Source organism: Rhodococcus sp. 14-2470-1a, from assembly GCF_002259425.1.
In the GTDB taxonomy this organism is placed as follows: Bacteria; Actinomycetota; Actinomycetes; order Mycobacteriales; family Mycobacteriaceae; genus Rhodococcoides; species Rhodococcoides fascians_E.
This window is the reverse complement of the sequence record NZ_NPFZ01000018.1, coordinates 1-21,641: the sequence shown is the minus strand read 5'-3', so window position 1 is coordinate 21,641 and position 21,641 is coordinate 1. Positions and strand designations below refer to the sequence as shown.

22 protein-coding genes, 1 rRNA gene, 1 pseudogene and 1 riboswitch are annotated in these 21,641 nt (G+C 64.2%); of the genes and pseudogenes, 13 read left to right on the top strand and 11 right to left on the bottom strand.

What is annotated here, in order from left to right; all coding sequences use genetic code 11:
* Window positions 1–228: 228 nt before the first annotated feature.
* Together CH292_RS09630 and CH292_RS09625 are read left to right on the top strand one after the other, a co-directional pair.
* Window positions 229–669 carry an HIT family protein gene (locus CH292_RS09630; protein WP_179277945.1) on the top strand — a complete coding sequence of 147 codons (441 nt, stop codon included), beginning with the start codon at window positions 229–231 and terminating at the stop codon, window positions 667–669.
* Window positions 666–1,304, top strand: coding sequence for a Type 1 glutamine amidotransferase-like domain-containing protein (locus CH292_RS09625; RefSeq protein ID WP_094654566.1), 639 nt, complete (start codon window positions 666–668; stop codon window positions 1,302–1,304). The genes CH292_RS09630 and CH292_RS09625 overlap by 4 nt, the downstream gene beginning before the upstream one ends.
* On the opposite strand, the gene CH292_RS09620 is transcribed toward CH292_RS09625, so the two are convergent.
* Window positions 1,301–1,612 (bottom strand): hypothetical protein, encoded by a 312-nt coding sequence (locus tag CH292_RS09620; protein ID WP_020113123.1) that lies wholly within the window; start codon window positions 1,610–1,612, stop codon window positions 1,301–1,303. The two genes, CH292_RS09625 and CH292_RS09620, sit on opposite strands and share 4 nt — an antisense overlap.
* Before the next feature lie 139 nt (window positions 1,613–1,751).
* On the opposite strand from CH292_RS09620, the gene CH292_RS09615 reads away from it, so the two are divergent.
* The 3 genes from CH292_RS09615 to CH292_RS09605 all read left to right on the top strand — a co-directional run bounded on the left by CH292_RS09615 (window position 1,752) and on the right by CH292_RS09605 (window position 4,307).
* Window positions 1,752–2,351, top strand: a complete 600-nt coding sequence (locus CH292_RS09615; protein ID WP_256977995.1) for a DUF3558 domain-containing protein — start codon at window positions 1,752–1,754, stop codon at window positions 2,349–2,351.
* Between the two features lie 8 nt (window positions 2,352–2,359).
* On the top strand, window positions 2,360–2,878 hold the full coding sequence (locus tag CH292_RS09610; protein ID WP_019667169.1) for a DUF3558 domain-containing protein: 519 nt from the start codon (window positions 2,360–2,362) through the stop codon (window positions 2,876–2,878).
* 67 nt (window positions 2,879–2,945) lie between these two features.
* Complete coding sequence (locus CH292_RS09605) at window positions 2,946–4,307, top strand: FAD-binding oxidoreductase (protein WP_094654564.1); 1,362 nt, start codon at window positions 2,946–2,948, stop codon at window positions 4,305–4,307.
* Here the strand turns inward: CH292_RS09605 and CH292_RS09600 are convergent.
* The 6 genes from CH292_RS09600 to CH292_RS09575 form a co-directional block, all read right to left on the bottom strand.
* The gene (locus CH292_RS09600; RefSeq protein WP_094654563.1) at window positions 4,304–5,617 is read right to left on the bottom strand and encodes an aspartate aminotransferase family protein; all 1,314 of its coding nucleotides are present in this window, start codon (window positions 5,615–5,617) and stop codon (window positions 4,304–4,306) included. The two genes, CH292_RS09605 and CH292_RS09600, sit on opposite strands and share 4 nt — an antisense overlap.
* Window positions 5,618–6,670 (bottom strand): TIGR03842 family LLM class F420-dependent oxidoreductase, encoded by a 1,053-nt coding sequence (locus CH292_RS09595; RefSeq protein ID WP_019667166.1) that lies wholly within the window; start codon window positions 6,668–6,670, stop codon window positions 5,618–5,620.
* Window positions 6,671–6,673: 3 nt separating this feature from the next.
* On the bottom strand, window positions 6,674–8,095 hold the full coding sequence (hydA, locus tag CH292_RS09590) for a dihydropyrimidinase (RefSeq protein WP_094654562.1): 1,422 nt from the start codon (window positions 8,093–8,095) through the stop codon (window positions 6,674–6,676).
* Between the two features lie 21 nt (window positions 8,096–8,116).
* Window positions 8,117–8,953, bottom strand: coding sequence for a nitrilase-related carbon-nitrogen hydrolase (locus tag CH292_RS09585; protein ID WP_037140411.1), 837 nt, complete (start codon window positions 8,951–8,953; stop codon window positions 8,117–8,119).
* Between the two features lie 119 nt (window positions 8,954–9,072).
* A complete protein-coding gene (locus tag CH292_RS09580; RefSeq protein ID WP_094654561.1) occupies window positions 9,073–10,590 on the bottom strand; it encodes an ATP-dependent DNA ligase in 1,518 nt (505 codons plus the stop codon).
* Window positions 10,591–10,659: 69 nt separating this feature from the next.
* Window positions 10,660–12,201, bottom strand: a complete 1,542-nt coding sequence (locus CH292_RS09575; RefSeq protein ID WP_020113117.1) for a carboxylesterase/lipase family protein — start codon at window positions 12,199–12,201, stop codon at window positions 10,660–10,662.
* A gap of 96 nt (window positions 12,202–12,297) precedes the next feature.
* Between CH292_RS09575 and CH292_RS09570 the strand changes: the two genes are divergently transcribed.
* The 6 genes and pseudogenes from CH292_RS09570 to CH292_RS09545 all read left to right on the top strand — a co-directional run bounded on the left by CH292_RS09570 (window position 12,298) and on the right by CH292_RS09545 (window position 17,916).
* On the top strand, window positions 12,298–12,945 hold the full coding sequence (locus tag CH292_RS09570) for a hypothetical protein (RefSeq protein ID WP_244164757.1): 648 nt from the start codon (window positions 12,298–12,300) through the stop codon (window positions 12,943–12,945).
* Between the two features lie 73 nt (window positions 12,946–13,018).
* Window positions 13,019–14,461, top strand: a pseudogene (locus tag CH292_RS09565) (sugar porter family MFS transporter); the annotation flags it as partial.
* Between the two features lie 32 nt (window positions 14,462–14,493).
* A riboswitch (TPP riboswitch) is annotated at window positions 14,494–14,593 on the top strand.
* Window positions 14,587–15,315: a TenA family protein gene (locus CH292_RS09560; protein ID WP_179277944.1), complete on the top strand. Its 729-nt coding sequence runs from the start codon at window positions 14,587–14,589 to the stop codon at window positions 15,313–15,315. Its footprint overlaps the riboswitch before it by 7 nt.
* Window positions 15,312–16,313 carry an ABC transporter substrate-binding protein gene (locus tag CH292_RS09555; RefSeq protein WP_179277943.1) on the top strand — a complete coding sequence of 334 codons (1,002 nt, stop codon included), beginning with the start codon at window positions 15,312–15,314 and terminating at the stop codon, window positions 16,311–16,313. The genes CH292_RS09560 and CH292_RS09555 overlap by 4 nt, the downstream gene beginning before the upstream one ends.
* The gene (locus CH292_RS09550) at window positions 16,310–17,176 is read left to right on the top strand and encodes an ABC transporter permease (protein WP_020113113.1); all 867 of its coding nucleotides are present in this window, start codon (window positions 16,310–16,312) and stop codon (window positions 17,174–17,176) included. Before CH292_RS09555 ends, CH292_RS09550 begins: the two co-directional genes overlap by 4 nt.
* On the top strand, window positions 17,173–17,916 hold the full coding sequence (locus CH292_RS09545) for an ABC transporter ATP-binding protein (RefSeq protein ID WP_019667156.1): 744 nt from the start codon (window positions 17,173–17,175) through the stop codon (window positions 17,914–17,916). Before CH292_RS09550 ends, CH292_RS09545 begins: the two co-directional genes overlap by 4 nt.
* On the opposite strand, the gene CH292_RS09540 is transcribed toward CH292_RS09545, so the two are convergent.
* On the bottom strand, window positions 17,893–18,537 hold the full coding sequence (locus CH292_RS09540; RefSeq protein ID WP_027499055.1) for an FMN-dependent NADH-azoreductase: 645 nt from the start codon (window positions 18,535–18,537) through the stop codon (window positions 17,893–17,895). The genes CH292_RS09545 and CH292_RS09540 overlap by 24 nt on opposite strands.
* Before the next feature lie 74 nt (window positions 18,538–18,611).
* On the opposite strand from CH292_RS09540, the gene CH292_RS09535 reads away from it, so the two are divergent.
* Entirely contained in the window at window positions 18,612–19,010 is a 399-nt protein-coding gene (locus CH292_RS09535; RefSeq protein ID WP_019667154.1) for a helix-turn-helix domain-containing protein, read from the top strand.
* On the opposite strand, the gene CH292_RS09530 is transcribed toward CH292_RS09535, so the two are convergent.
* Complete coding sequence (locus CH292_RS09530) at window positions 18,977–19,297, bottom strand: hypothetical protein (protein ID WP_019667153.1); 321 nt, start codon at window positions 19,295–19,297, stop codon at window positions 18,977–18,979. The two genes, CH292_RS09535 and CH292_RS09530, sit on opposite strands and share 34 nt — an antisense overlap.
* Before the next feature lie 234 nt (window positions 19,298–19,531).
* Window positions 19,532–20,302, bottom strand: coding sequence for a hypothetical protein (locus CH292_RS09525; RefSeq protein WP_026348138.1), 771 nt, complete (start codon window positions 20,300–20,302; stop codon window positions 19,532–19,534).
* A 133-nt stretch (window positions 20,303–20,435) separates the two neighbouring features.
* On the opposite strand from CH292_RS09525, the gene CH292_RS09520 reads away from it, so the two are divergent.
* The gene (locus tag CH292_RS09520; RefSeq protein ID WP_020113110.1) at window positions 20,436–20,741 is read left to right on the top strand and encodes a GNAT family N-acetyltransferase; all 306 of its coding nucleotides are present in this window, start codon (window positions 20,436–20,438) and stop codon (window positions 20,739–20,741) included.
* Between the two features lie 813 nt (window positions 20,742–21,554).
* Here the strand turns inward: CH292_RS09520 and rrf are convergent.
* Window positions 21,555–21,641, bottom strand: a 5S ribosomal RNA gene (rrf, locus tag CH292_RS09515); the annotation flags it as partial.

Here is a 21,641-nt window from a genome sequence, read left to right as displayed (position 1 = left end):
AATGGCGCCCGTGGTACGGCGAACGGGGGTAACCGCGCGGCAAACAGGCAAAGCCCAGCGTCAAGGCACAAGGTCCCTGATGATAGCCAAATGAGGCAGACCTCAGGTAACCCAGACCACAACTGTGGTTTGTTCTGAATCGAATCCGACGCGTCCCGACGTGCAACCCTTCCATTTGCGGTGACGGACATCACAGTGGGCACGTCGGCGCCCACCTACAGTTGCGGCGTGAACAACTGCGTGTTCTGCGCCATCGTCGACGGCGATGCCCCCTCGGTCCCCGTGTACGACGACGACGACGTCGTGGCGTTTCTCGACATCAGACCGATCACTCGCGGCCATCTCCTGGTGATTCCGAAGAGACACTCGCAAGACCTCGACACATTGGATCCGCGCCTCGGCGGCGCAGTGTTCGCCGCCGGACAACGACTGTCTCGCGCGATCAGGCGGTCGGATCTTCGTTCGGACGGCGCCAACCTCGTCCTCAACGACGGCAAAGCCGCCTTCCAGACCGTGTTCCACACGCACCTTCACGTCGTACCGCGATGGACCGGTGACACACTGCGGTTCGTGACGGGATTCGTGACGCGACGGCTGAAGGATCCCGAGGCGACGGCGTCGGCGATCAGGGCGGGGCTGACGCGGTTGGACGAGGAAGAGTCCCGGTGAAGCTGTTTCTGGCGTCGTACCGGTTCGGCGCGCACGTCGACGAATTTCTCGCGCTGACGTCCGGTCCTGGTCGTGTCGCGGTGATCGCGAATGCCGCGGATGCGTGGCCCACGTCCGCACGTCAGTCCTCCGTCGTCAGCGAACTGCGCAACCTGAGCGAACTCGGTTACGTCGCCGAGGAACTCGACCTCCGTCGATTCCGAACCGACCGCGACGCGCTCCGCCGAGAACTCGACGCCGTCGACACGGTCTGGATCCGCGGGGGTAACACGTTCGTGCTGCAAGCTCGGCTCGAGATCGCGGGCGCCGACGGCGAGATCACCTCGCGAGTGCGGGACGGTTCCCTCGTGTTCGCTGGGTACAGCGCGGGCGGGTGCATCGCCTCACCGTCGCTTCGAGGAGTGGAGGCAGCCGACGATCCGGCGGAAGTCGAGGCGGCCGCCGGTCGAACAGCATCGTGGACCGGCCTCGGTCTGACCGACCACTCGTTCGTCCCGCATTTCGGGTCGATTCTCGACGAGAACGGCGCCGCGCAGGCCATGGTGTCAGTGTTCGAGCGCGAGAACATCCCGTACCTGACGCTGACCGACGAGCAGGTGGTCGTGGTCGACGGCGATCGCTTCGAGCGTCTCTAACCGAACTGTGCGATCGGGGCCAGGCGGTCCAGCGAGATCCACGCCATTTCGCACCGGCGGCGCGTCACTTCGTCGGCGTCGATCAGCAGCATGTCAAGCAGCATCTTGGGCCGTCGCTTCCACGTCTGTTCGGCGTCGGCGACGGTGGCACGCTCGAACAATCCGGACTGCGCGAGTGCGGTGACCCACTCCTGGACGTCTCCGCGGTGGATCGCCTCGATGGTGTCGTAGTCGACTCCGCCGTCCTGGAATTCGTACGAGAACATCGCAGCGACGTGGTTCCACGACTTCTGTTTCGGCTCCATCATTTTCGGGCCTCCTCGCTGACACAGGGGCCGACAGTGTGTGCTCCCGGCCCTGGACGGACCTGACGACCCGCCTTCGCAGGACGCTAGACCTCGCAGCTACAACATTGCGTTGCGTGCGCGCATCGATCAGGTAACGGAAGTGACTGAAGTTACTGGTGTGACTCACCTCGGCCGTGCGCAACGACATCCAGCACTCGACTCGGTAGGCTCCACAACCGTGTGGAAGCGGGCAACCATCATCGGCGCGGTAGCGGCAGTGACACTTGCCGCCGGATGCTCCGGCTCCGACGACACCGACGGCGGCGCCTCGCCCACGACAGAGCCGGACTCCGCGCAGACCGAAGAACTGTTCGTCGGAGAATGCGGTTCGCTGACCGACGAAGAACTGACGTCCATCACCGGGGTCCGCGGGCTCGCCTCGTCGTCGAAGAACGCTGTTCGCTGCCGCTGGGACGCCGTCGACACCGGCGCATACGCGATGTTCACCTGGTATCGAGGAAGCCCGATAGACCGCGAACGCACCGTCGCCGGCCAGATGGGACGCGAGATCGGCGTCATCGATGCCGACGGGCACCCGGGGTTCACCGCACGAGGAAGCGACGCGTCGTGCGAGGCAGGCGTCGAGTCCGGCGACGGCTTCCTGCACTGGTCTCTCAACTACGTCTACGCCGCACCACCTCGCGACAGTTGCGACGTGGTCGAGGACCTCGTGCGCGCGACCGTCGAGAATGCGAGATAGGCACTGCCATGAGACGTCGAACTTCCCTGGCCGCGGCCGCAGCGGCACTGTCCCTACTCGTCGGCGGCTGCAGCACGACCGTCTCCGGAACCCCCGTCGCGCAAGGCGCGGGTGACGTCGACACAGAATTCGACAAACTACTGCAGGAATGCGTCGCCGTGCCGGACGACAAGATCGCCGAGTCGGTCCAAGCGGACACCGTGAGCCAGTACTTCTTCGGTGCGGTCTGCATGTGGTCCGGATCCGGCCCGTCGGGGCTGATCGACGTCACGTTCGCCTGGTACGAGGACAATTCGCTGGGCCGCGAGCGCGAGCTGTCCGAGAAACTCGAGTACTCGGTGGAGCCGGTCACGGTGGGCGGCGCGAGCGCCTTTCTGTCCCGGCGGCCGGGCGACCCCGCGTCCTGCGGCATCACCGCCTCGTACTCCGGCACCATCACCTGGTGGGTTCAGTACCGATCCGGAACAGTCGATCCGTGCGCCGGAGCAACCAGACTCGCGGAGCTGACACTGCAACGCAATACGTAGCGACCTAATTCTCGCGGTTTCAATCAACTCCGGTTCATGCCGCGGGCTCCACTCCTAGTCTGGGGTGATGACCGACCTGACCGAACTGCGCCGCGCACTCCCCGAGGGATCCGTCATCGTCGATCCCGACATCACCGAGGGATATCGACGAGATTGGGCGAAAGACCCCGATGCCGGATCACCGCTGGCCGTCGTGCGAGCAACCTGCACCGCCGACGTGCAGGCGGTCATGAAGTGGGCCACCGCGCATCGCGTCGCGGTGGTTCCCCGGGGCGCCGGTTCCGGATTGTCCGGCGGTGCAACCGCCGTCGACGGCGGAATCGTTCTCACGACCGAATCGATGCGGGACATCCATGTCGATCCCGTGACGCGTGTAGCCGTGACCCAGCCCGGTCTGCTCAATGTCGAGGTCAAGAAAGCCGCCGCCGAGCACGGCCTGTGGTATCCGCCCGACCCGTCGTCGTTCGAGATGTGTTCCATCGGCGGCAACGCAGCCACCAACGCGGGCGGTCTGTGCTGCGTGAAGTACGGCGTGACCACCGACTACGTGCTCGGCCTCGAAGTGGTCCTCGCCGACGGCACAGCTGTGCGTCTCGGTGGCCCTCGGCTGAAAGATGTTGCGGGACTCTCTCTGACCAAGCTGTTCGTCGGCAGCGAAGGCACCCTCGGGATCATCACGGAGATCACCGTTCGACTGGTGCCCGCACAGCCGCCCGCGAGCACCGTCGTCGCATCGTTCTCCTCGGTGCGCGACGCGACGACGGCGATTCTCGCGATCACCCGGAATCTCCGTCCGTCGATGCTCGAGTTCATGGACCGTGCGTCGATCGGAGCGGTCGAGGACGCGATGAAGATGGGACTGGATCGGGGTGCGGCCGCGATGCTCATCGCCCGCTCGGACTCCCCCGGCGCAGATCGCGGACGGGAAATCGACATCGTGGCCTCGGCGTGCACCGAAGCAGGGGCATCCGACGTGTTCACCACCGACGATCCCGACGAGGGTGAAGCCTTCGCTGCAGCACGGCGATTCGCGATCCCTGCGGTGGAACGGATGGGTAGCCTCCTGCTCGAGGACGTCGGGGTTCCATTGCCGGCGCTCCCCGACCTGGTCGAGGGCATCGAGAGGATCGCGGAGAAGTACGAAGTACTGGTCGCGGTCATCGCACACGCAGGCGACGGAAACACCCACCCTCTGATCGTGTTCGACCCAGCCGACGCGGACATGGAGCGACGCGCGAACATCGCGTTCGGCGCCATCATGGATCTCGCGATCTCGCTGGGCGGCACGATCACCGGTGAACACGGAGTCGGCAGGCTCAAGAAGGCCTGGCTACCGGATCAGGTGGGCGAGGACGTCATGAAGCTGACTCAGCGAATCAAGTCCGCACTCGACCCCGACGGCATCCTCAATCCCGGAGCCGTTCTCTAGTCGAGGGCGGCGGCGCACTCGTCGGAGACGGTCAGGACATCGTCGAGAATCTCCAGGCCCTGTCGGAGTTCGTCCTCGGTCGTCGTCAACGGTGGCGCGATCTGAATTCTGTTGCCCGCCATGAACGGCCACAGGCCGCGCGCTTTCGCCGCCGCGGTCACCTTCCCTATGGGTTCGGCATCCTTGCCCGTCGCCGCGAACGGCACCAACGGGTCACGCGTCTGCCGATCCTTGACCAGTTCCACAGCCCAGAAGAACCCCCGACCTCTCACCTCCCCGACGCTGGGATGGGACTCGGCGAGCTTGGCCAGTCCGGCGCCGAGCACGTCGGCGCCGACGCTTCGGACGTAGGGCAGAATTCCGTCGCGTTCGAACACTTCGATGGATGCCACACCGACCGCACAGGCCAGCGGATGCCCCGAGTACGTCAACCCGCCCGGATAGGGCTTGTGATCGAATTTCGACGCGATGGCTTCGGAAATGACGACGCCGCCCAGCGGGACGTAGCCGGAATTGATTCCTTTCGCGAAGGTGATCAGGTCGGGCTCGACGTCCCAGGCCTGGCAGGCGAACCATTCCCCGACCCTGCCGAATCCGACCATGACCTCGTCCGCGATGTAGACGATGCCGTACCGGTCGCACAGTTCGCGCACCCCCGCCAGGTAACCCGGCGGTGGCACCAGGACACCGTTGGTACCGACGACGGATTCGAGGATGAGGCCCGCGATGTTCCCCGGGCCCTCGAGCTCGACGACCTGTTGCAGATGGGACAGCGCCGCTGCGGTCTCGTCCTCGGGAGTCGTTGTGCCCCAGGGTGACCGATAGGGGTACGGACCGAAGAACCGGACGACGTCGACGTTGGTCGGTTCGGTGCCCCACCGCCTCGGTTCACCCGTCAAGCCGATGGCCACACCGGTTCCGCCGTGGTACGAGCGGTACGCGGCCAACATCTTCGTCCGGCCGGTGTGCTGGCGGGCCAGGCGCACGGCGTGCTCGACGGCTTCTGCTCCTCCGGTGGTGAAGAAGACTCGGTTCAGATCGCCCGGTGCTCGCTCCGCGACGAGAGCCGCGAGCTTGCTTCGGGTGGAGTTGGCGACCGTCGGGGAGATCGTCGTCAGCACACGGGCTTGGTCGACGATCGCCGCCACGAGATCCGGGTGCTGATGACCCAGGTTGACGTTGACGAGTTGCGACGAGAAGTCGAGGTATCGATTCCCCTTGTCGTCCCAGAACCAGGACCCTTCGCCGCCGTCGACGGTGATCGGGTTCAACTCGGCCTGCGCCGCCCAGGAGTAGAACACGTGGTCCATCTACTTGCCGCCTTCCTCCGATCCGACGGATGCAGTCGTCGCCCCTGCCAGATCCGGGATGACGTGCTCACCGTAGGACTCCAGTGTCGCCGATTTGGCGTCGTGCTGGAGGTACACCGAGAACTGGTCGACACCCAGCGCTTCGAGCGCCTTCAGCTTCGTGACGTGCTCGGCGGGGCTGCCCAGGATGCAGAACCGGTCGATCACGTCGTCGGGCACGAACTCGGCGTGCGAATTCCCGGACTTACCGTGCTCGTTGTAGTCGTACCCGGTGCGTGCAGCGATGTAGTCGGTCAACGCAGCAGGTACACCCCCACCGTCGTTTCCGTATCTAGCCACGATGTCCGCGACGTGGTTGCCCACCATTCCCCCGAACCATCGGCACTGATCACGCGCATGCGCGAGTGCGCTCGCGCTGCCGTCGGTGACGTAGGCGGGTGCTGCCACACAGAACTTGATCGACGACGGATCCCGCCCGGCGGCGTCCGCGGCGGCCCGGACTCGTCCGATCGTCCACGACGCGATGTCCGGGTCGGCGAGCTGCAGAATGTACCCGTCGGCGACTTCCCCGGTGAGGTCGAGCGCCTTGGGTCCGTACGCGGCAACCCACACCTCGAGTGTCGATCTCGTCGCCCACGGGAATCGGACGACGGTGTCACCGAGCGACACCGACCGGCCGTTGGCGAGCTCGCGGATGACATGAATGGACTCGCGCAACTGGGCGAGCGTCGTCGGCTTTCCGCCGAGGGTGCGAACCGCCGAGTCACCTCGACCGATTCCGCAGACCGTACGGTTGCCGAACATGTCGTTGAGCGTGGCGAACGTCGACGCCGTCACCGTCCAGTCACGGGTGGCGGGATTGGTCACCATCGGCCCGACGACAACCCTCCTGGTTTCCGACAGGATCTGGCTGTGAATGACGTACGGCTCCTGCCACAGCAGGTGGGAATCGAACGTCCAGACATGCGAGAAACCATGCGTCTCCGCGCGTCTGGCGAGGTCCACGACGCGTGATGCAGGCGGAGTGCACTGCAACACGACTCCGATGTCCATCGGTCACACGAGATTCTGCGACAGCTCGCGCTTCACGAACCGCCCGTCTCCGGCCGAACCACGATATTCGCCGCCGTCGACGATCACCTTGCCGCGGGAGATCACCGTGTCGACGTGTCCGTCGATCTCGAAGCCCTCGTAGGCGGAATAGTCCATGTTCATGTGGTGCGTCTTTCCGAGTCCGATGCTGGTGTGGCCGTTCGGGTCGTAGATCACGAGGTCACCGTCCGCACCGGGCGAGACGATGCCCTTCCTCGGGTACATGCCGAACATGCGCGCGGGCGTGGTGCAGCAGACGTCCACCCACTTCTCCAGGGTGATCCTGCCGTTCTTCACCCCCTGGAACATCAGGTCCATGCGGTGCTCGACGGATCCGATTCCGTTGGGAATCTTGGAGAAGTCACCGATGCCCATTTCCTTCTGGTCCTTCATGCAGAACGGGCAGTGGTCGGTGCTGACGGTGGCGACGTCCCCCGTTCGTAGGTAGCGCCATAATTCGTCCTGGTGGCCTTCGGCGCGGGATCTCAACGGCGTCGAGCACACCCATTTGGCGCCGTCGAATCCCGGCGCGCCGAGCTGCTCTTCGAGCGAGAGGTACAGATACTGCGGGCAGGTCTCGGCAAACACGTTCTGCCCGTTGCCTCGTGCGACCGCGATCTGTTCCAGTGCCTGCTTCGCGGAGACGTGTACGACGTACAGCGGGGCTCCGGTGACGTTCGCCAGCATGATGGCACGGTGGGTTGCTTCTTCCTCCAACTGCCACGGTCGCGAGGTGCCGTGAAAGTACGGTGTGGTGTCGCCGCGCGCCACCGACTGTGCGACGAGCACGTCGATGGCGATCCCGTTCTCGGCGTGCATCATCAGCAGCGCACCGGTCTCCGCTGCGGTCTGCATGGCGCGCAGTATTTTTCCGTCGTCGGAGTAGAACACGCCCGGATACGCCATGAACAGTTTGAAGCTGGTGACACCTTCGGACACCAACTCGCTCATCGCTTTCAGCGAATCACTGTCCACGTCGCCGATGATCTGGTGAAACCCGTAGTCGATCGCACAGCGCCCGGCAGCTTTCTCGTGCCACTGCGCCAGCGTGTCCTGAACTCGTTGCCCTGGAGTCTGGATGGCGAAATCGACGATGGTGGTGGTGCCGCCCCACGCTGCGGCCCGGGTGCCGGTCTCGAACGTGTCCGATGCGAACGTGCCCCCGAACGGCATCTCCATGTGCGTGTGCCCGTCGACTCCACCGGGGAGCACGTATTTCCCGGTCGCGTCGATCACCGTGTCCGCCGTCTGGGTCAGGTCGGCAGCGAGCACCGTCGAACCTGGTTGCAGCACAGCGACGATGGTGCCACCGTCGATCAGCACATCGAGCGGTTGGGCACCCGTCGGCGAGACGACTGTGCCTCCGTGAACGAACGTCGTCCCCATCTCAGCACCTCCGGCCGGCGGTCATGGCTCCACCAGCGGCGCGTAGGCGTCGGGTCTGCGGTCCCGATAGAACGCCCACCGGTCACGGACCGTCTTGATGAGATCCATCTCCAGGTCACGCACGATCAACTCGGGCTCGCTGTCCGAGGCGACGTCACCGACGAACTTGCCTTCGGGGTCGACGAAGTAGCTGGTGCCGTAGAAGTCGTCGTCGCCGTACTCCTCGATGCCGACGCGGTTGATGGCTCCGATGTAGTACTCGTTGGCCACCGCCGACGCCGGCTGCTCGAGTTTCCAGAGGTAGTTGGACAACCCGCGCGAGGTGGCCGACGGATTGAACACGATCTCGGCTCCGGCGAGACCCAACGCACGCCACCCTTCCGGAAAGTGCCGGTCGTAGCAGATGTAGACGCCGATGCGACCTACTGCGGTGTCGAACACCGGCCAGCCCAGGTTGCCGGGCCGAAAGTAGAACTTCTCCCAGAAACCGTTCACGTGCGGGATGTGGTGTTTGCGGTATTTCCCCAGGTAGGTACCATCAGCGTCGACCACGGCCGCGGTGTTGTAGAGCATGCCCGGTTGTTCCTGCTCGTAGACCGGCAGGATCATGACGATGCCCAATTCCTTCGCCAGTGCCGCGAACCTGTCGACGGTGGGTCCCGGAACCGACTCGGCGTAGTCGTAGAACTTCGAGTCCTGCACCTGGCAGAAATACGGGCCGTAGAACAACTCCTGGAAGCAGACGACCTTCGCCCCTTGTTCGGCCGCACTGCGCGCGTATCCCTCGTGCGCCTCGATCATCGTCTGCTTGTCGCCGGTCCAGTTGGTCTGGACCAGAGCCGCTCGAACTGTCGTCATGGCTGACCACTTCCGTCCCTCGTTCTCGATGGGCCTGTTCAACATAAGTGATCCACGAGGTACACGTGCGGTCAATGGTGTTACAACATGAAGTGAGGACGTTTCGGCCGGGTAACGACTCAGGTCGACGGCATCAACAGGGCCCGCACGGCGTCGATGGTGTCCGCATCCGCGGGGGTCTTGTCCGGCCGATACCGCAGCACGCGTGCGAATCTCAGTGCCACACCACCCGGATAGCGGCTACTGGTCTGCGCGCCGTCGAGCTCGATCTCCACGACCAGTTCGGAGTTCAGGTAGACGGTGTGCTCGTCGCGCGATCGCTCGTGCTCGAGAAATTCCTCGGTCTGCCACTGCAACAACGCATCGGTGAGACCTTTGAACGTCTTACCGACCATGATCGGGTCACCGCCGTCCGGGTCACGCGCTCCCAGATGCAGGTTGGACAACCACCCGGTGCGTCGCCCGTAGCCCCATTCCGCAGCCAACACGACGAGGTCGAGAGTGTGCTCGGGTTTGACCTTCTGCCAATCCTTTCCCCGTCGTCCGGCCGCGTAGATCGAGGACAGCGACTTGATCATCACCCCTTCGTGACCGGCGTCCAACGCCGCATCGAAGTGAGCGGCGGCCGAATCCGCGTCGGGTCGCACCAAGGACGGGATCCGATGCTGCGGAGCCACGCGCTCGAGGGCGTCGAGTCGTCGTTCGAGCGGTTCGTCCAACAGGTCCACTCCGTCGAGGTGGATACAGTCGAAGAAGTACGGCTGCAAGAGCAATTCGTGTGCGCTCTGCGCGCCGAACCGACTCATCGTCTCCTGGAACGGCCGGGGTCTCCCACCGTCGGTCAGCGCAAGGGTTTCACCGTCCAACACCACGGACTCACAGGGAAGTGTGCGAATCAGCTCCACCAATTCCGGTACGCCGTCGGTGATCTCGCGCAGCGTCCTGGTGTAGATGTGCACGTCGTCTCCGAGCTTGTGCACCTGGATCCGTGCACCGTCGAGCTTGTACTCGACGCTCACATCTCCCTCCATGTCCGCCCAGGCGGACGCCAGCGTCTCCGCCGGCGAGGCGAGCATGGGACGAACCGGCCTTCCGACCTGAAGACCGAAGCCTGCCAGTGCCTCCTCCCCACCGTTCAACGCAGCAACTGCGGTCGCGTCGAGACGCCCGGACAACATGAACGCCCGGCGCACCGGCGCCGGATCCAACCCGGCGGCCTTGGCGATCGCATCGGTCATCACTCCTTCGAGCGCACCCTGGCGAAGTTCACCCGTCATCAGGCCGACGAGAAACTTCCGTTCCGCCCCGGTCGCCGACGCCCAGAGGTCGACCAGCAGTTCACGCCGCCGCGCGGCCGAGCCAGGTCCCGACGTCGACGCGACGGCCGTGATGGCGTCGTCGACCTCGCTCACCGTCAGCACACCGTCCGGAGCGGCCGGGACGTCGATGTCTGCCAGAGTGCGCCACCCGACCCCGATGCGGCCCTGCGGCAGCTCCCCTGACAGCCAGGACACGACGACCTCCACGTCCGCGGACTGCAGGTCGGCGAGCAGCAGGCGTAGAGCCTCGGTCTTCGCCTTGCGGGAGCGCGTGGCACCGACGGCCGAGGAGGTGTCGATGATTCGAGTGAACAGCACGTACCGAACGTAACCGGAAGGTCGGACACTCAATCCTTCCGCGGCGCGAGCGTGCTCGGTCGACGTGTGTCAGCTGAAGCCGAGTACCCGGTCACCCCACGCCACCCTGGTCTCCCCGTCCGGGTCGTCGACGACGTTGTCCTGGCCGTCGATCACCAATGTGGCACGAGCCGGCTCGGTGTACAGCGGCCAGTGTTTCGCGCCGTCCAGCGTTGCGGGAACTCCGTGACGCGCGAACGCCGTCCACCGCTTCATCACACGGGCCGAGACGGCCGTCGCAGCTTTGCGGCCACCGAGCCAGAACGTCGGGTCGCGGTTCAGGGTGCCGAAGTTGCCGAAGACGTAGGGCAGTTCCGTTGCGTGACCGGCTCCGATCCGCGCGGCTTTCAGCATCGGCGTCGCGTGGTCGAACCGGTACATCCAGACCGGCGAATGCCTGCTGTGCGCGTCGGCGATCCAGAGGCTGGGCATCTTGAACCCCGCGTCGGTCGACATCGCGAGTGCCCCGGAGGTCTTCGATCGTTCCGGATACGCCGACATGATCTCGGCGACGCGGAAAGCAGGCAGTTCCGCGTGGTCGTTCGCGATCGCCCGGAACATCTCGGACACGGTGTCCGAGGTGACCGGCATCAGCGGCGACTTCATCAACCGGAAGATCGACGCCTCGTCGTTGTTGGTTCCGATGATCAACGGAATTCGGTGGGCGAACCCTTTCTGGAACGCCGCGACCGGATACCGAGGCACGATGTCGCCGTCGACGACCGGCGCGAGCCCGAGTGTGCCGGGCACCTTCGTCGGGATCTCGTAACAGAGCGTGTCGCCCGCCTCCACGAGCCGCATGAACTCGATGGTCTTCAGCTCGTGGATTCGATCCGGCGTGACGTCGACGAGTTCGAGGAATCGTCCCGCCACCTGCGCAGCGCGGTCGGGACCGTACACCGACGTCGCGGGTGCGCTCTGCACTATCGCGCGGTGGAACAACCCCGCGGCCTTCGGCGACGTCATCAGCGTCGTCACCGACGCGCCACCCGACGATTCACCGAACAGCGTCACGTTCGACGGGTCACCGCCGAACGCGTCGATCGATCGGCGCACCCACTCGAGCGCCGCGATCATGTCCCGCAAACCCAGATTCGATTCGAACACCGTGTCGTCGGTGGAGAACGAGGACAGGTCGAGGAATCCGAACGCGCCGATCCGATAGTTGATCGTCACGATCACCAGGTCGCCGACTTCCGAGAGACGCCGACCGTCGTACACCGCCTGAGACGAGGACCCGAGCGAGTAGGCGCCGCCGTGAATCCACACCATGACCGGTCGCGTGGTTCCGTCCGGCTCCGGCGCCCACACGTTGAGCGACAGGCAGTCCTCCGACATGGGGATGTCGGGATCGATGGGTACCGGGTTGTCCAGGCCCTGCGGAGCGACGGACCCGAAGTGCCGGCAGTCCCGCGGCTGTGTCCACGGTTCGACGGGGCGAGGGGATCGAAATCGATGTTCACCGTCCGTCGGCGCCGCGTAGGGAATGCCCTTCCACGCGTGGACCGACCCGTCCTGATGGCCGATCACATCGCCGTCGGGCGTGCGCACCTGGCATGTCGTCTCGCTCATGGCCCCTCCTACGATCTACCGGCGTTCGCCAACGTACCAACTCCCCGTCGGCGCGGATCGTCGTTCATGTCCGCGACGTTCTTTATGCTGAGCCGTATGACGCGGGTTCGGATCTACGCTGGTGCAGCGTGCGGGCTTGCCGCCGTCCTCCTGTCCGGGTGCAGCACGCAGTCGTCGGGGAACGCAACGGCGCCGCTCGCGACGGTGGACACCGATCCGCCGTCGGTGATCCGGACGACCACACCCCCGGCCACGACAACTCCCGCGCAGACGACCACTCTGCCGTCGACCACTCTGCCGACGACGAACTCGACCACCACGCCCGCAGTCGCCGACCCCGCTCGCTACGAGGGGCTCAGCGGTTTCTACTACTTCACCTCCCCTACCGGGAAATTCGAATGCGCCGTGTTCATCACCGATGCGTCGGTCGCCGGCTGTCACGGCGAGTTCCCGCCCACTGCTCCCCGGGTCGAGGGCAGCGGCGCTCCGGATTCTCGAGTGGCTCCCAACACGATCGAGCTGACGGCCGGCACCGCGGCGCGATTCCTGAGCTCCGGTGACCCTCGGTTCCATCGGTTCGACGCCATCGCCACTCCGCTCCCCTACGGTGAAACGCTCTCGATACCCGGGTCGGGTACGTCGAACGGCATCACGTGCAGGGTCGACGAGCTCGCCGGGGTCTCCTGCACCGACCAGGTAGGGCATGGTTTCACCGTGTCCGACACGGCGTTCGAGTTGAAGTGACCGGTGTGTTTCGCAGTGCGAACGACCGGGCATAAGCTGACAGCCGTACGGCGAGACCGCCGCACGATCATCTGTCGCGGCCGAGAGCACAGAGCTCTCCGACCGGGAAGGAGTTTTCCCGATGTCCACCACGCCGACTCGACGCAACGCCAAAGTCATAGGCGTCAGCGTCGCCGCCGCGGTCGGCGGCTTCCTGTTCGGTTTCGACAGCTCCGTGATCAACGGGGCCGTCGACGCCATCGAAGGCCGTTTCTCACTTGGCTCGTTCACCACCGGCTTCGTCGTCGCCATCGCGCTGATCGGGTGCGCCGTCGGCGCCTGGTTCGCGGGCTCGCTCGCCGATCGATGGGGCCGCAAGAAAGTGATGGTGCTGGGCTCGGCCCTGTTCACCATCTCCTCGTTGGGATCGGGCCTCGCCTTCAGCGTCCCCGACCTGATCCTGTGGCGCATCCTCGGCGGCCTCGGTATCGGTATCGCCTCCGTCATCGCGCCCGCCTACATCGCCGAGATCGCTCCCGCGAAATGGCGCGGAAGTCTGGCGTCACTGCAGCAACTCGCCATCACCCTCGGGATTTTCGCCGCCCTTCTCTCCGACGCCCTGCTGCAGGGCGCCGCGGACGGTGCGTCCAACGACCTCTGGCTCGGCCAGGAAGCCTGGCGCTGGATGTTCCTCGTCGGCGTCGTACCGGCCCTGATCTACGGCCTGCTCGCAGTCACCATCCCCGAGTCACCTCGCTACCTCGTCGGCAAGCACCTCGACCAGGAAGCTGCCGACATCCTCGCCAACATCACCGGTGAACTGCATCCCGACGAGCGAGTCCACGAAATCCGCCTCACTCTCCGCAAGGAGGAGAAGGCCTCGTTCGCCGACATCCGCGGCCCTAAGTTCGGGCTCCAGCCGATCGTGTGGGTCGGCATCGTCATGGCCGTCCTGCAACAGTTCGTCGGCATCAACGCGATCTTCTACTACTCGACGACCCTGTGGAAGTCCGTCGGCTTCACCGAGGACCAGTCGTTCACGACGTCGGTCATCACCTCGATCATCAACGTCACGATGACCTTCGTGGCCATTCTGTTCGTCGACCGAATCGGCCGACGCAAACTGCTCCTGGGCGGTTCCGTCGGCATGTTCGTCGGCCTGCTGATGGCAGCGATCTCGTTCTCCCAACAGATCGGCAGTGGCGACGACGTGTCCCTCCCGAGCCCGTGGGGTGCCGTCGCGTTGGTCGGAGCGAACCTGTTCGTGATCTTCTTCGCCGCGACGTGGGGACCCATCATGTGGGTTCTTCTCGGCGAGATGTTCCCCAACCGTATGCGCGCCGTCGCCCTCGGAATCGGAACCGCCGCGAACTGGCTGGCCAATTTCGCTGTCACACTTGCCTTCCCGCCGCTCACCCAGGCGATCGGCCTGTGGGCGATCTACGGATTCTTCGCCGTCATGGCGGCAGTCTCGTTCTTCTTCGTCAAATCGAAGATTCCCGAGACCAACGGCAAGGAGCTCGAGGACATGCAGTAACGGATCGCCGACGAGAGTGCTAGGGTCGGCGATGTTCTGACACGGGGTGCGTCCGTACATGCGGATGCTGAGATCACACCCGTCGAACCTGATGCAGGTAATGCTGACGAAGGGATGTCAAGGCGATGACAACGCCTGTGCACTCGGTGCACTCGGAAAAACCCGGCGATTCCGGTCGCTACACGGATCACCTGTGGGACGCGACGGCGGATCTGCGCGCCGCGATCGACGATCTCGAGTTCCTCGAGCTCCTCGGTGACGGCACGCTTCCGCTGGACGCGTTCCGCACGTACATCGCCCAGGACGAGCTCTACCTGGCCGGATACGCCAAAGCCCTGTCCATCCTGGCGTCGAGAGCGCCGGACACGCAGACCGCGGCGTTCTGGTCGTCGTCTGCGGCAGGTGCCGTCGCCGAAGCGTCACTTCATGCGTCGCTGCTGTCCAGCGACGCGCTTCCGAGCCCCGGCGCCGAGATCGAACATTCACCGGCGTGCCTCGGCTACGTCTCGTACCTCGTCGCCACCGCCGCGACCGAGCCCTACGCAGTCGCGGCCGCGGCCGTACTTCCGTGCTACTGGATCTATGCCGACGTGGCAGTTCGCTTGTCGCTCGCGGCACGGGAAGTCCTGCAGCGCGATCCCGAACACCCCTACGCACGGTGGGTGTCCACGTACGATTCCGACGAGTTCCGCACGCTCGTCGACGGCGCCCGCGCCCTCGTCGACGACGCGGCTGCTGCGGCGACGGACGTGCAGCGCCGCGCCATGACGCAGGCGTTTCGCGTCGCCACCCGGTACGAACTGATGTTCTGGGACACCGCACTTCACCCGACGCCGTGGCCGGTGGCACGATGAAACGTCTCCTCGCCCTTGCGTGCGCCGCGATCTCCGTGGCGGGCCTGACCTCGTGCGCGCAAACGAACGATTCGGACACCATCAGGTTCGCGCTCGACTGGACACCCAACACCAATCACACCGGCTTGTACGTTGCCCTCCAGGAGGGCTACTTCGCGGACGCAGGGTTGAACGTAGAGGTGTTGCCGTACAACAACACTTCGTCGGACACCCTCGTCGATTCCGGTAACGCGGAGTTCGGGATCAGCACGCAGAGCTCCACCGTCTTCGCGAAAGCCGCCGGTGCGCAGATCGTTTCGGTGCTCGCCCCCCTGCAACACTGGGCGACGGCAATCGGTGTACGCGCAGACCGTGACGACATTCCGAGCCCCAAGGCATTGGACGGCAAAGTGTACGCGGGCTTCGGTGACACCGGTGAGAAAGCAGGGCTCCGACAGGTCATCCAGAACGACGGCGGTAGAGGCGAATACGAGACCGTGGTTCTGGGGACGTCGGCGTACGAAGCCGTGTACTCCGGTACTGCGGACTTCACCGTCTCCTATCTCGCATGGGAAGGCATCGAAGCCGAGCACAGCGGGACTCCGATGAAATACTTCGAGAACACCGACTACGAATTCCCCGACGCGTATGCGATCACCATCAGCGGCAACGAGAACTGGCTGGCCGACAACCCCGACGAAGCCGGAAAGTTCGTCCAGGCGCTTCAACGCGGATACCAGCTCGCGGCCGACGACCCCGATCGCGCCGCCCAGGACGTCATCGACGCCAACCCGGGAACCTTCACCGACGAATCGTTGGTCTTCGAGAGCCAACGGATGTTGGCGGACAAGTACATGCGCGACGGCGACGGCGAAGTCGGCACACAGAACATCGACAAATGGACCGAGTACTCGAAGTTCCTGTACGACAACGGGGTTCTGGTGGACGAGAACGGTGCGCCGCTCACGTCCGAGCCCGACTGGTCCACGTACTTCACCGACGAGTACGTCGCCGAATGACTACCTCGGCGATCGGCGACGCGTCTTCCGAGGCGTCTCCGGCCGCACGCGGTGTCAGGCGATGGCCGACTGCCGGAGCGGACGGGCGGGCTCTCGTTCGCTGGGCCCTGCCGTCGGCAACCATCGTCGTCGTCCTCGTCGCGGTGTGGCAGATCTACGTCACCGTCAGTGGAATTCGGCCTCAGGTACTTCCCTCACCCACGCGAATCCTGAGTCAGGGATGGGCGCATCGAGACGCGATCGCGGCCAATGCTGCAGCGACACTGCAGGTCACGGTCATCGGCTTCACCGTATCCTGCGTCGTCGCCTGGATTCTCGCTGTCGCCGTCGACTTCTCGCCCTGGCTGCGTCGAGCAGTCGTTCCGTTGTTCGTGGTGTCGCAGACACTGCCGATCATCGCGATCGCGCCCCTGCTGATCATCTGGTTCGGGTTCGGCTTGCTTCCGAAAATCCTCGTCATTGCGTTGGCGACCTTCTTTCCCATGGCAATCGGCCTGATCGAGGGCTTCGCCTCGGCCGATCGCGACGCCCGAGCGCTCCTGTCGAGCATGGGAGCCGGCCGCTGGCAGCAGTTCAGATACGTGCGTCTACCGTCGGCGATGCCGCGGTTCTTCACCTCGCTCCGAATCGGCATCACCTACGCCGTCGTCGGTGCGATCTTCGCGGAATATGCCGGCGCGAGCGCGGGCCTCGGCATCTACATGAGCCAGCAGAAGAACTCGTTTCGTACCGATCTGGTGCTCGCTGCCGTCCTCGTCACCGCCGTCATCAGCGTCCTGCTCTTCTTGCTGACGTACGTCGTCGAGAGACTGTTCATACCCTGGGCTCGCGACGAACGGGGACGAGAGGAACAGCCGCGATGAGCAGAGTGCACGTGGCAGGCCTGACGAAGTCCTACGGCAACCGCACGATCCTGGACGGCATCGACTTCGACGTCGAACCCGGTGAATTCGTGTCGGTGATCGGCCCGAGCGGATCCGGCAAGAGCACCATCTTCAACATGGTGGCCGGCCTCGACTCGCCGGACGGGGGTGTCGTCGAAGCACCCCGCAGTGCCTACATGCCGCAGAAAGACCTGCTGTTCCCCTGGCGGTCGGTGCTGGACAACACGACCCTCGGCCTCGAGGTGCAGGGCGTTCCGAAGAAAGAGGCGCGTACCCGGGCTCGGGAGCTGTTCGACGTCTTCGGACTCGCTGGTTACGAGAACGCTCGGCCCTCGGAGATGTCCGGGGGAATGCGCCAGCGCGCCGCACTCCTCCGGACCGTCGTTCAAGGCCACGACCTACTCCTGCTCGACGAACCGTTCGGCGCGTTGGACTCGCTGACCCGAACAGACATGCAGGAATGGTTGCAGGACGTCTGGCTTCGCTACCGCTGGACGGTACTGATGATCACGCACGACATCCGAGAGGCCGTGTACCTCTCGGATCGCGTGGTGGTTCTGTCCGACAAACCGGCCCATGTCCGACGCCAAGTCGCCGTTCCCCTGCCGAGGCCACGTGAGCCGATGGTCGTCACGACACCCGAATTCGCTGCCGTCGAGTCGGAACTGATCGACGTACTCGTCAGCGCACGTCGGTCACGAACCCAGTCGGGACGCTAGAGCTGCCACTGCGGATCGTGCGTCCGCGAGGCTCGCTTCCGCCTGCGGAGTCAACGCCGCCATCGCCGGAACCCGGGAGGCGAGCGTCAGGTCCACGGTCACGACGAAGACCTCCATCCCCAACGCCACACCGAGCACCTGCTGCAACTGCGGCACCGTGTGATCGGCACCGAAGTCCGGCGTTCCCGGGCCGTACTGGTTGCCTCGCGACGACACCACGACAACCGGCTTGCCTTCGAGAGGCCGAGTCGGCGCGTCGAACGGCACGGTGATGCCCGGAACGTGGATGTAATCGATCCACGCTTTGAGAGTCGACGGAACGGACCAGTTGTACATCGGCGCACCGACGAGAAGCACATCCGCGGACACCAACTCGTCGATCAGTTCCTTCTGCAACGCCTCCGCCTCCGGCGGCGCAATCTCGTCCGAAGTTCTCAGATGCGGCGCCCAGTGCAACGCGGACGTCGGCAGATGAGGCGGCGGATTGCGATGCAGATCCCGATAGATCACAGAATGATCGGCACCGAGCGAATGCCAGGTGTCCGAAAAATGTGCGGTCACCGCTCGACTCACGGACGCAACAGGATCAGCGGAAGAATCTAGATGCAACAACTGCGGCACGGACACTCCTTCTAGTAGCGGTAACTAGAGAATATGCCCAGCATGGGAGTAGAGCCTGCAGATAGGCTCGAGGTATGGATCATCGGTACATTGCATCGGCGTTGTCGCACCCTGATGCACAGTTGGTTTCCGCCCGCATTGCGGAGTCGGGTGATCGCGTACCCACTGTTTCGCTCGATGGAGTGGAACTCGACATCGACGAGTCGGGCCGACGAGCTGTCGTGGAACTGCTCCGACTTCTCGCCGGGGGTACGTCGGTGACGGTGGGCCCGGTGAGCGAGCTACTGACGACGTCGCAGGCAGCCGAGATCCTCGGTGTATCCGACACTTACGTCCGAAAACTGGCCGACGCGGGCGACCTCGCGATCGAGATGCGCGGCACTCACCGCAGGTTCCGCCTCGAAGATCTTGTCCGACTTCGGGAGACGTTCAAGAAGAATCAGCCGGCTTCGCGGCCGAGCAACTCGGACTGAAGGGTCAGCAGGTCCCGGAAGGCCTCTCCTGATGCACGCCACAGCTGTTCGCTGTCGATGAAGTCGACGCCCAGCAAGTTGACATCTCCACGGTAGGCGCCGACGTCGACGGACAGTTTGCGAACGATCATGGAGATGTCACGCTCGAGGTATCCGGAGTCGCTGCTTTCCAGGGCCCGGAACTGAGCGGAAAAGTGGTCGGCCGAGATCCGTCGGTCCACGAATTGCGCAACAAGGATGACGAAACGCGATGCGTGCAGCGATGGGGATCGAAACGAATGCTCCACGGAACTTTGCCTCCCTGGTCGACAACGCCACTCGTCGTCGCCATCGAACTCAACGGACCGAGACGCCGACGTAGCTGGGCAGCGGATCCGCCGGGGACCTTGCCGTGCGAGGGGTGTCGAACGTCTCGATAACAAACAGGAACTTCACCCACGATAGGGAGTAGAACCTGATCGATCCGCTGTTTCTGGGATTGCTATGACCGTTCACAACAGAACGGTCGGTCCACTTGTGACCTACAGAAGCGACCCGAGCGGCGCGCGTTCAGGGGTGTCGAGCTCCCAGAATTTCCAACCGTCGCAGACCTGCGCATCGCCGCTGATATGTGTCGCGACGGCACTGGCGGCCTCGGTGGGATCTTCGAATCTACGGCCCTCCATCGGTCCACGCACGATCTCGAGGCGCGAACTGTCGGGGTCGTACCGCGCACTGAGCCGGTAGCCGTCGAAGTCGGCAACGACACGAACGCGCAGGTCGATAACCTCTTCGACCGACGCGGAACGCTTTGCATCCGTTCGCCGGGTCTTCTTGCCGACGCGATGAGACGCCGCGGAGTGCGCTGCTTCTGCCAGCGTCGGGTCAGCGTCGACGTTCAACCCCAGAAGACTCCACCTGTCGTGACCGTGTTGCACCCGGCCGACAGCGATTGCGTGGTGTCCGGTACGAGAGCGCAACGGAGAATCCTGCACCCATAGATCGACCTCGCCCCTGATGTCCGCGGCCATTTCCTCTGACGACACCATAAAAAAAGACGGATCCGACTTGCCCAGATCCACGAACACCCAGTACGTCGAGCCGGTGTCATCGGTGGCCAGCGACTCGTCCTGCCGACGCGCCTTCCAGTCACCCTCCACCTTGGACCTGACTCGGACCACGCAGCTGGAACCGTCGACTGCCCACACCTGGACCGGATTGCGACGCGACGTGGTGAGCCGCTCAGCGCGACCCCCGTGCATCACCACCGCTTCGATGAATGCGCGTATGCCCTGCTCCGAAACGTCTTCCACGGTGCTACCTCTGTTCTGCCTACCCGTGCAGATGAAGAGAGGTGCCTACGACGGGTAGCACGCGCACGACTCGGGAATCTGACCTCAGCCTAGTGGTCCGGCGCCTCACGTGGATACCGTGCACAATCGACGCATGAACGTACGGGCCGAGCACGACGCCGAAAGAAGCAGATTCGTGTTGTACTCGGACACCGAAGTTGCCGCGGTATCCGAGTACTTCGACGTCGGAGACACCCGCAATTTCTTCCACACCGTGACACTCCCCCAGTACCGCGGCAGAGGGTACGCCGCGGTACTGACGGAATACGCGTTGAACGACACCCGCTCGCACGAACTGTTCGTTCAGCCGTCCTGCTGGTTCGTCCGCGAATTCATCGAAACGAACGCAGACAACTTCGGCGACCTGCTCACTTCTCCCGGATCGCCCGGCGAGCGGTAGCGAACAACGGGTAGTTGTCCGTATGCTCGCCGTCCTCACCCTTCTTCTTCCGGTACCGTTCCAACGACTTCGCAACGCGCAGTTCGTGTTCACGGATTACGTTCTCGTACAGATACATGGGAACTCCTCGAATAGCTTTGCAGCCCAGCATGATCAGGACAGGCGAAGACGCCGAATGCCCTGCGAATACGAATAGCGGAATGGACGTCGCTACTCGAACGAGAGTGCGGCACGGGACACCGTAAACGGATGCCCGGCAATGTTTTTGAGTTCTCTCACCAAGTCGCACCCCTTTCGGTCCATGTACTCGCCGTGTTCCGTGCACCATCATGCTGCACAACTCTCACAGGCGCCACCGAATTAAATTTCACGGCACATCGCGCCGGCTCGTCATCGGGTCGCGGGCAATCGGAGTGCCGTCGACAGCAGCGTCGGTGACCATGTGGCACGTGCGTGAGCGGCTGTGTACCTTAGAGCGGCGGGGTGACCTCATGTTGTGCGTGTGGGGGTGGTGTGGGCGCACATTCGGGGGGTGTTTCCGTGGGTATGCGTCTGTGTCTCTGTTGGCGGAGCGGTCGTGGATTCACCCTCCTGTTGTGCGTGTGGGGGTGGTGTCAGCGCACATTCGGGGGGTGTTTTTAGTGGGTGGTCGCTGTCCGGTGTCGGATGCACGGCGTAGTGCTAGCACGGGGTGAGCGTCCGGCACGTAGGCGACCGGTGGCTCGTAGGTGTGTGCGGTGGGGTGTTTTTTGTTGGGGTATGCAGAACACCCCCGGGGACCGTGTGGTTCCCGGGGGTGTGCTGTGAAAGTGTGTTCGGCGGTGTCCTACTCTCCCACACCCTGTCGGGTGCAGTACCATCGGCGCTGGAGGGCTTAGCTTCCGGGTTCGGAATGGGACC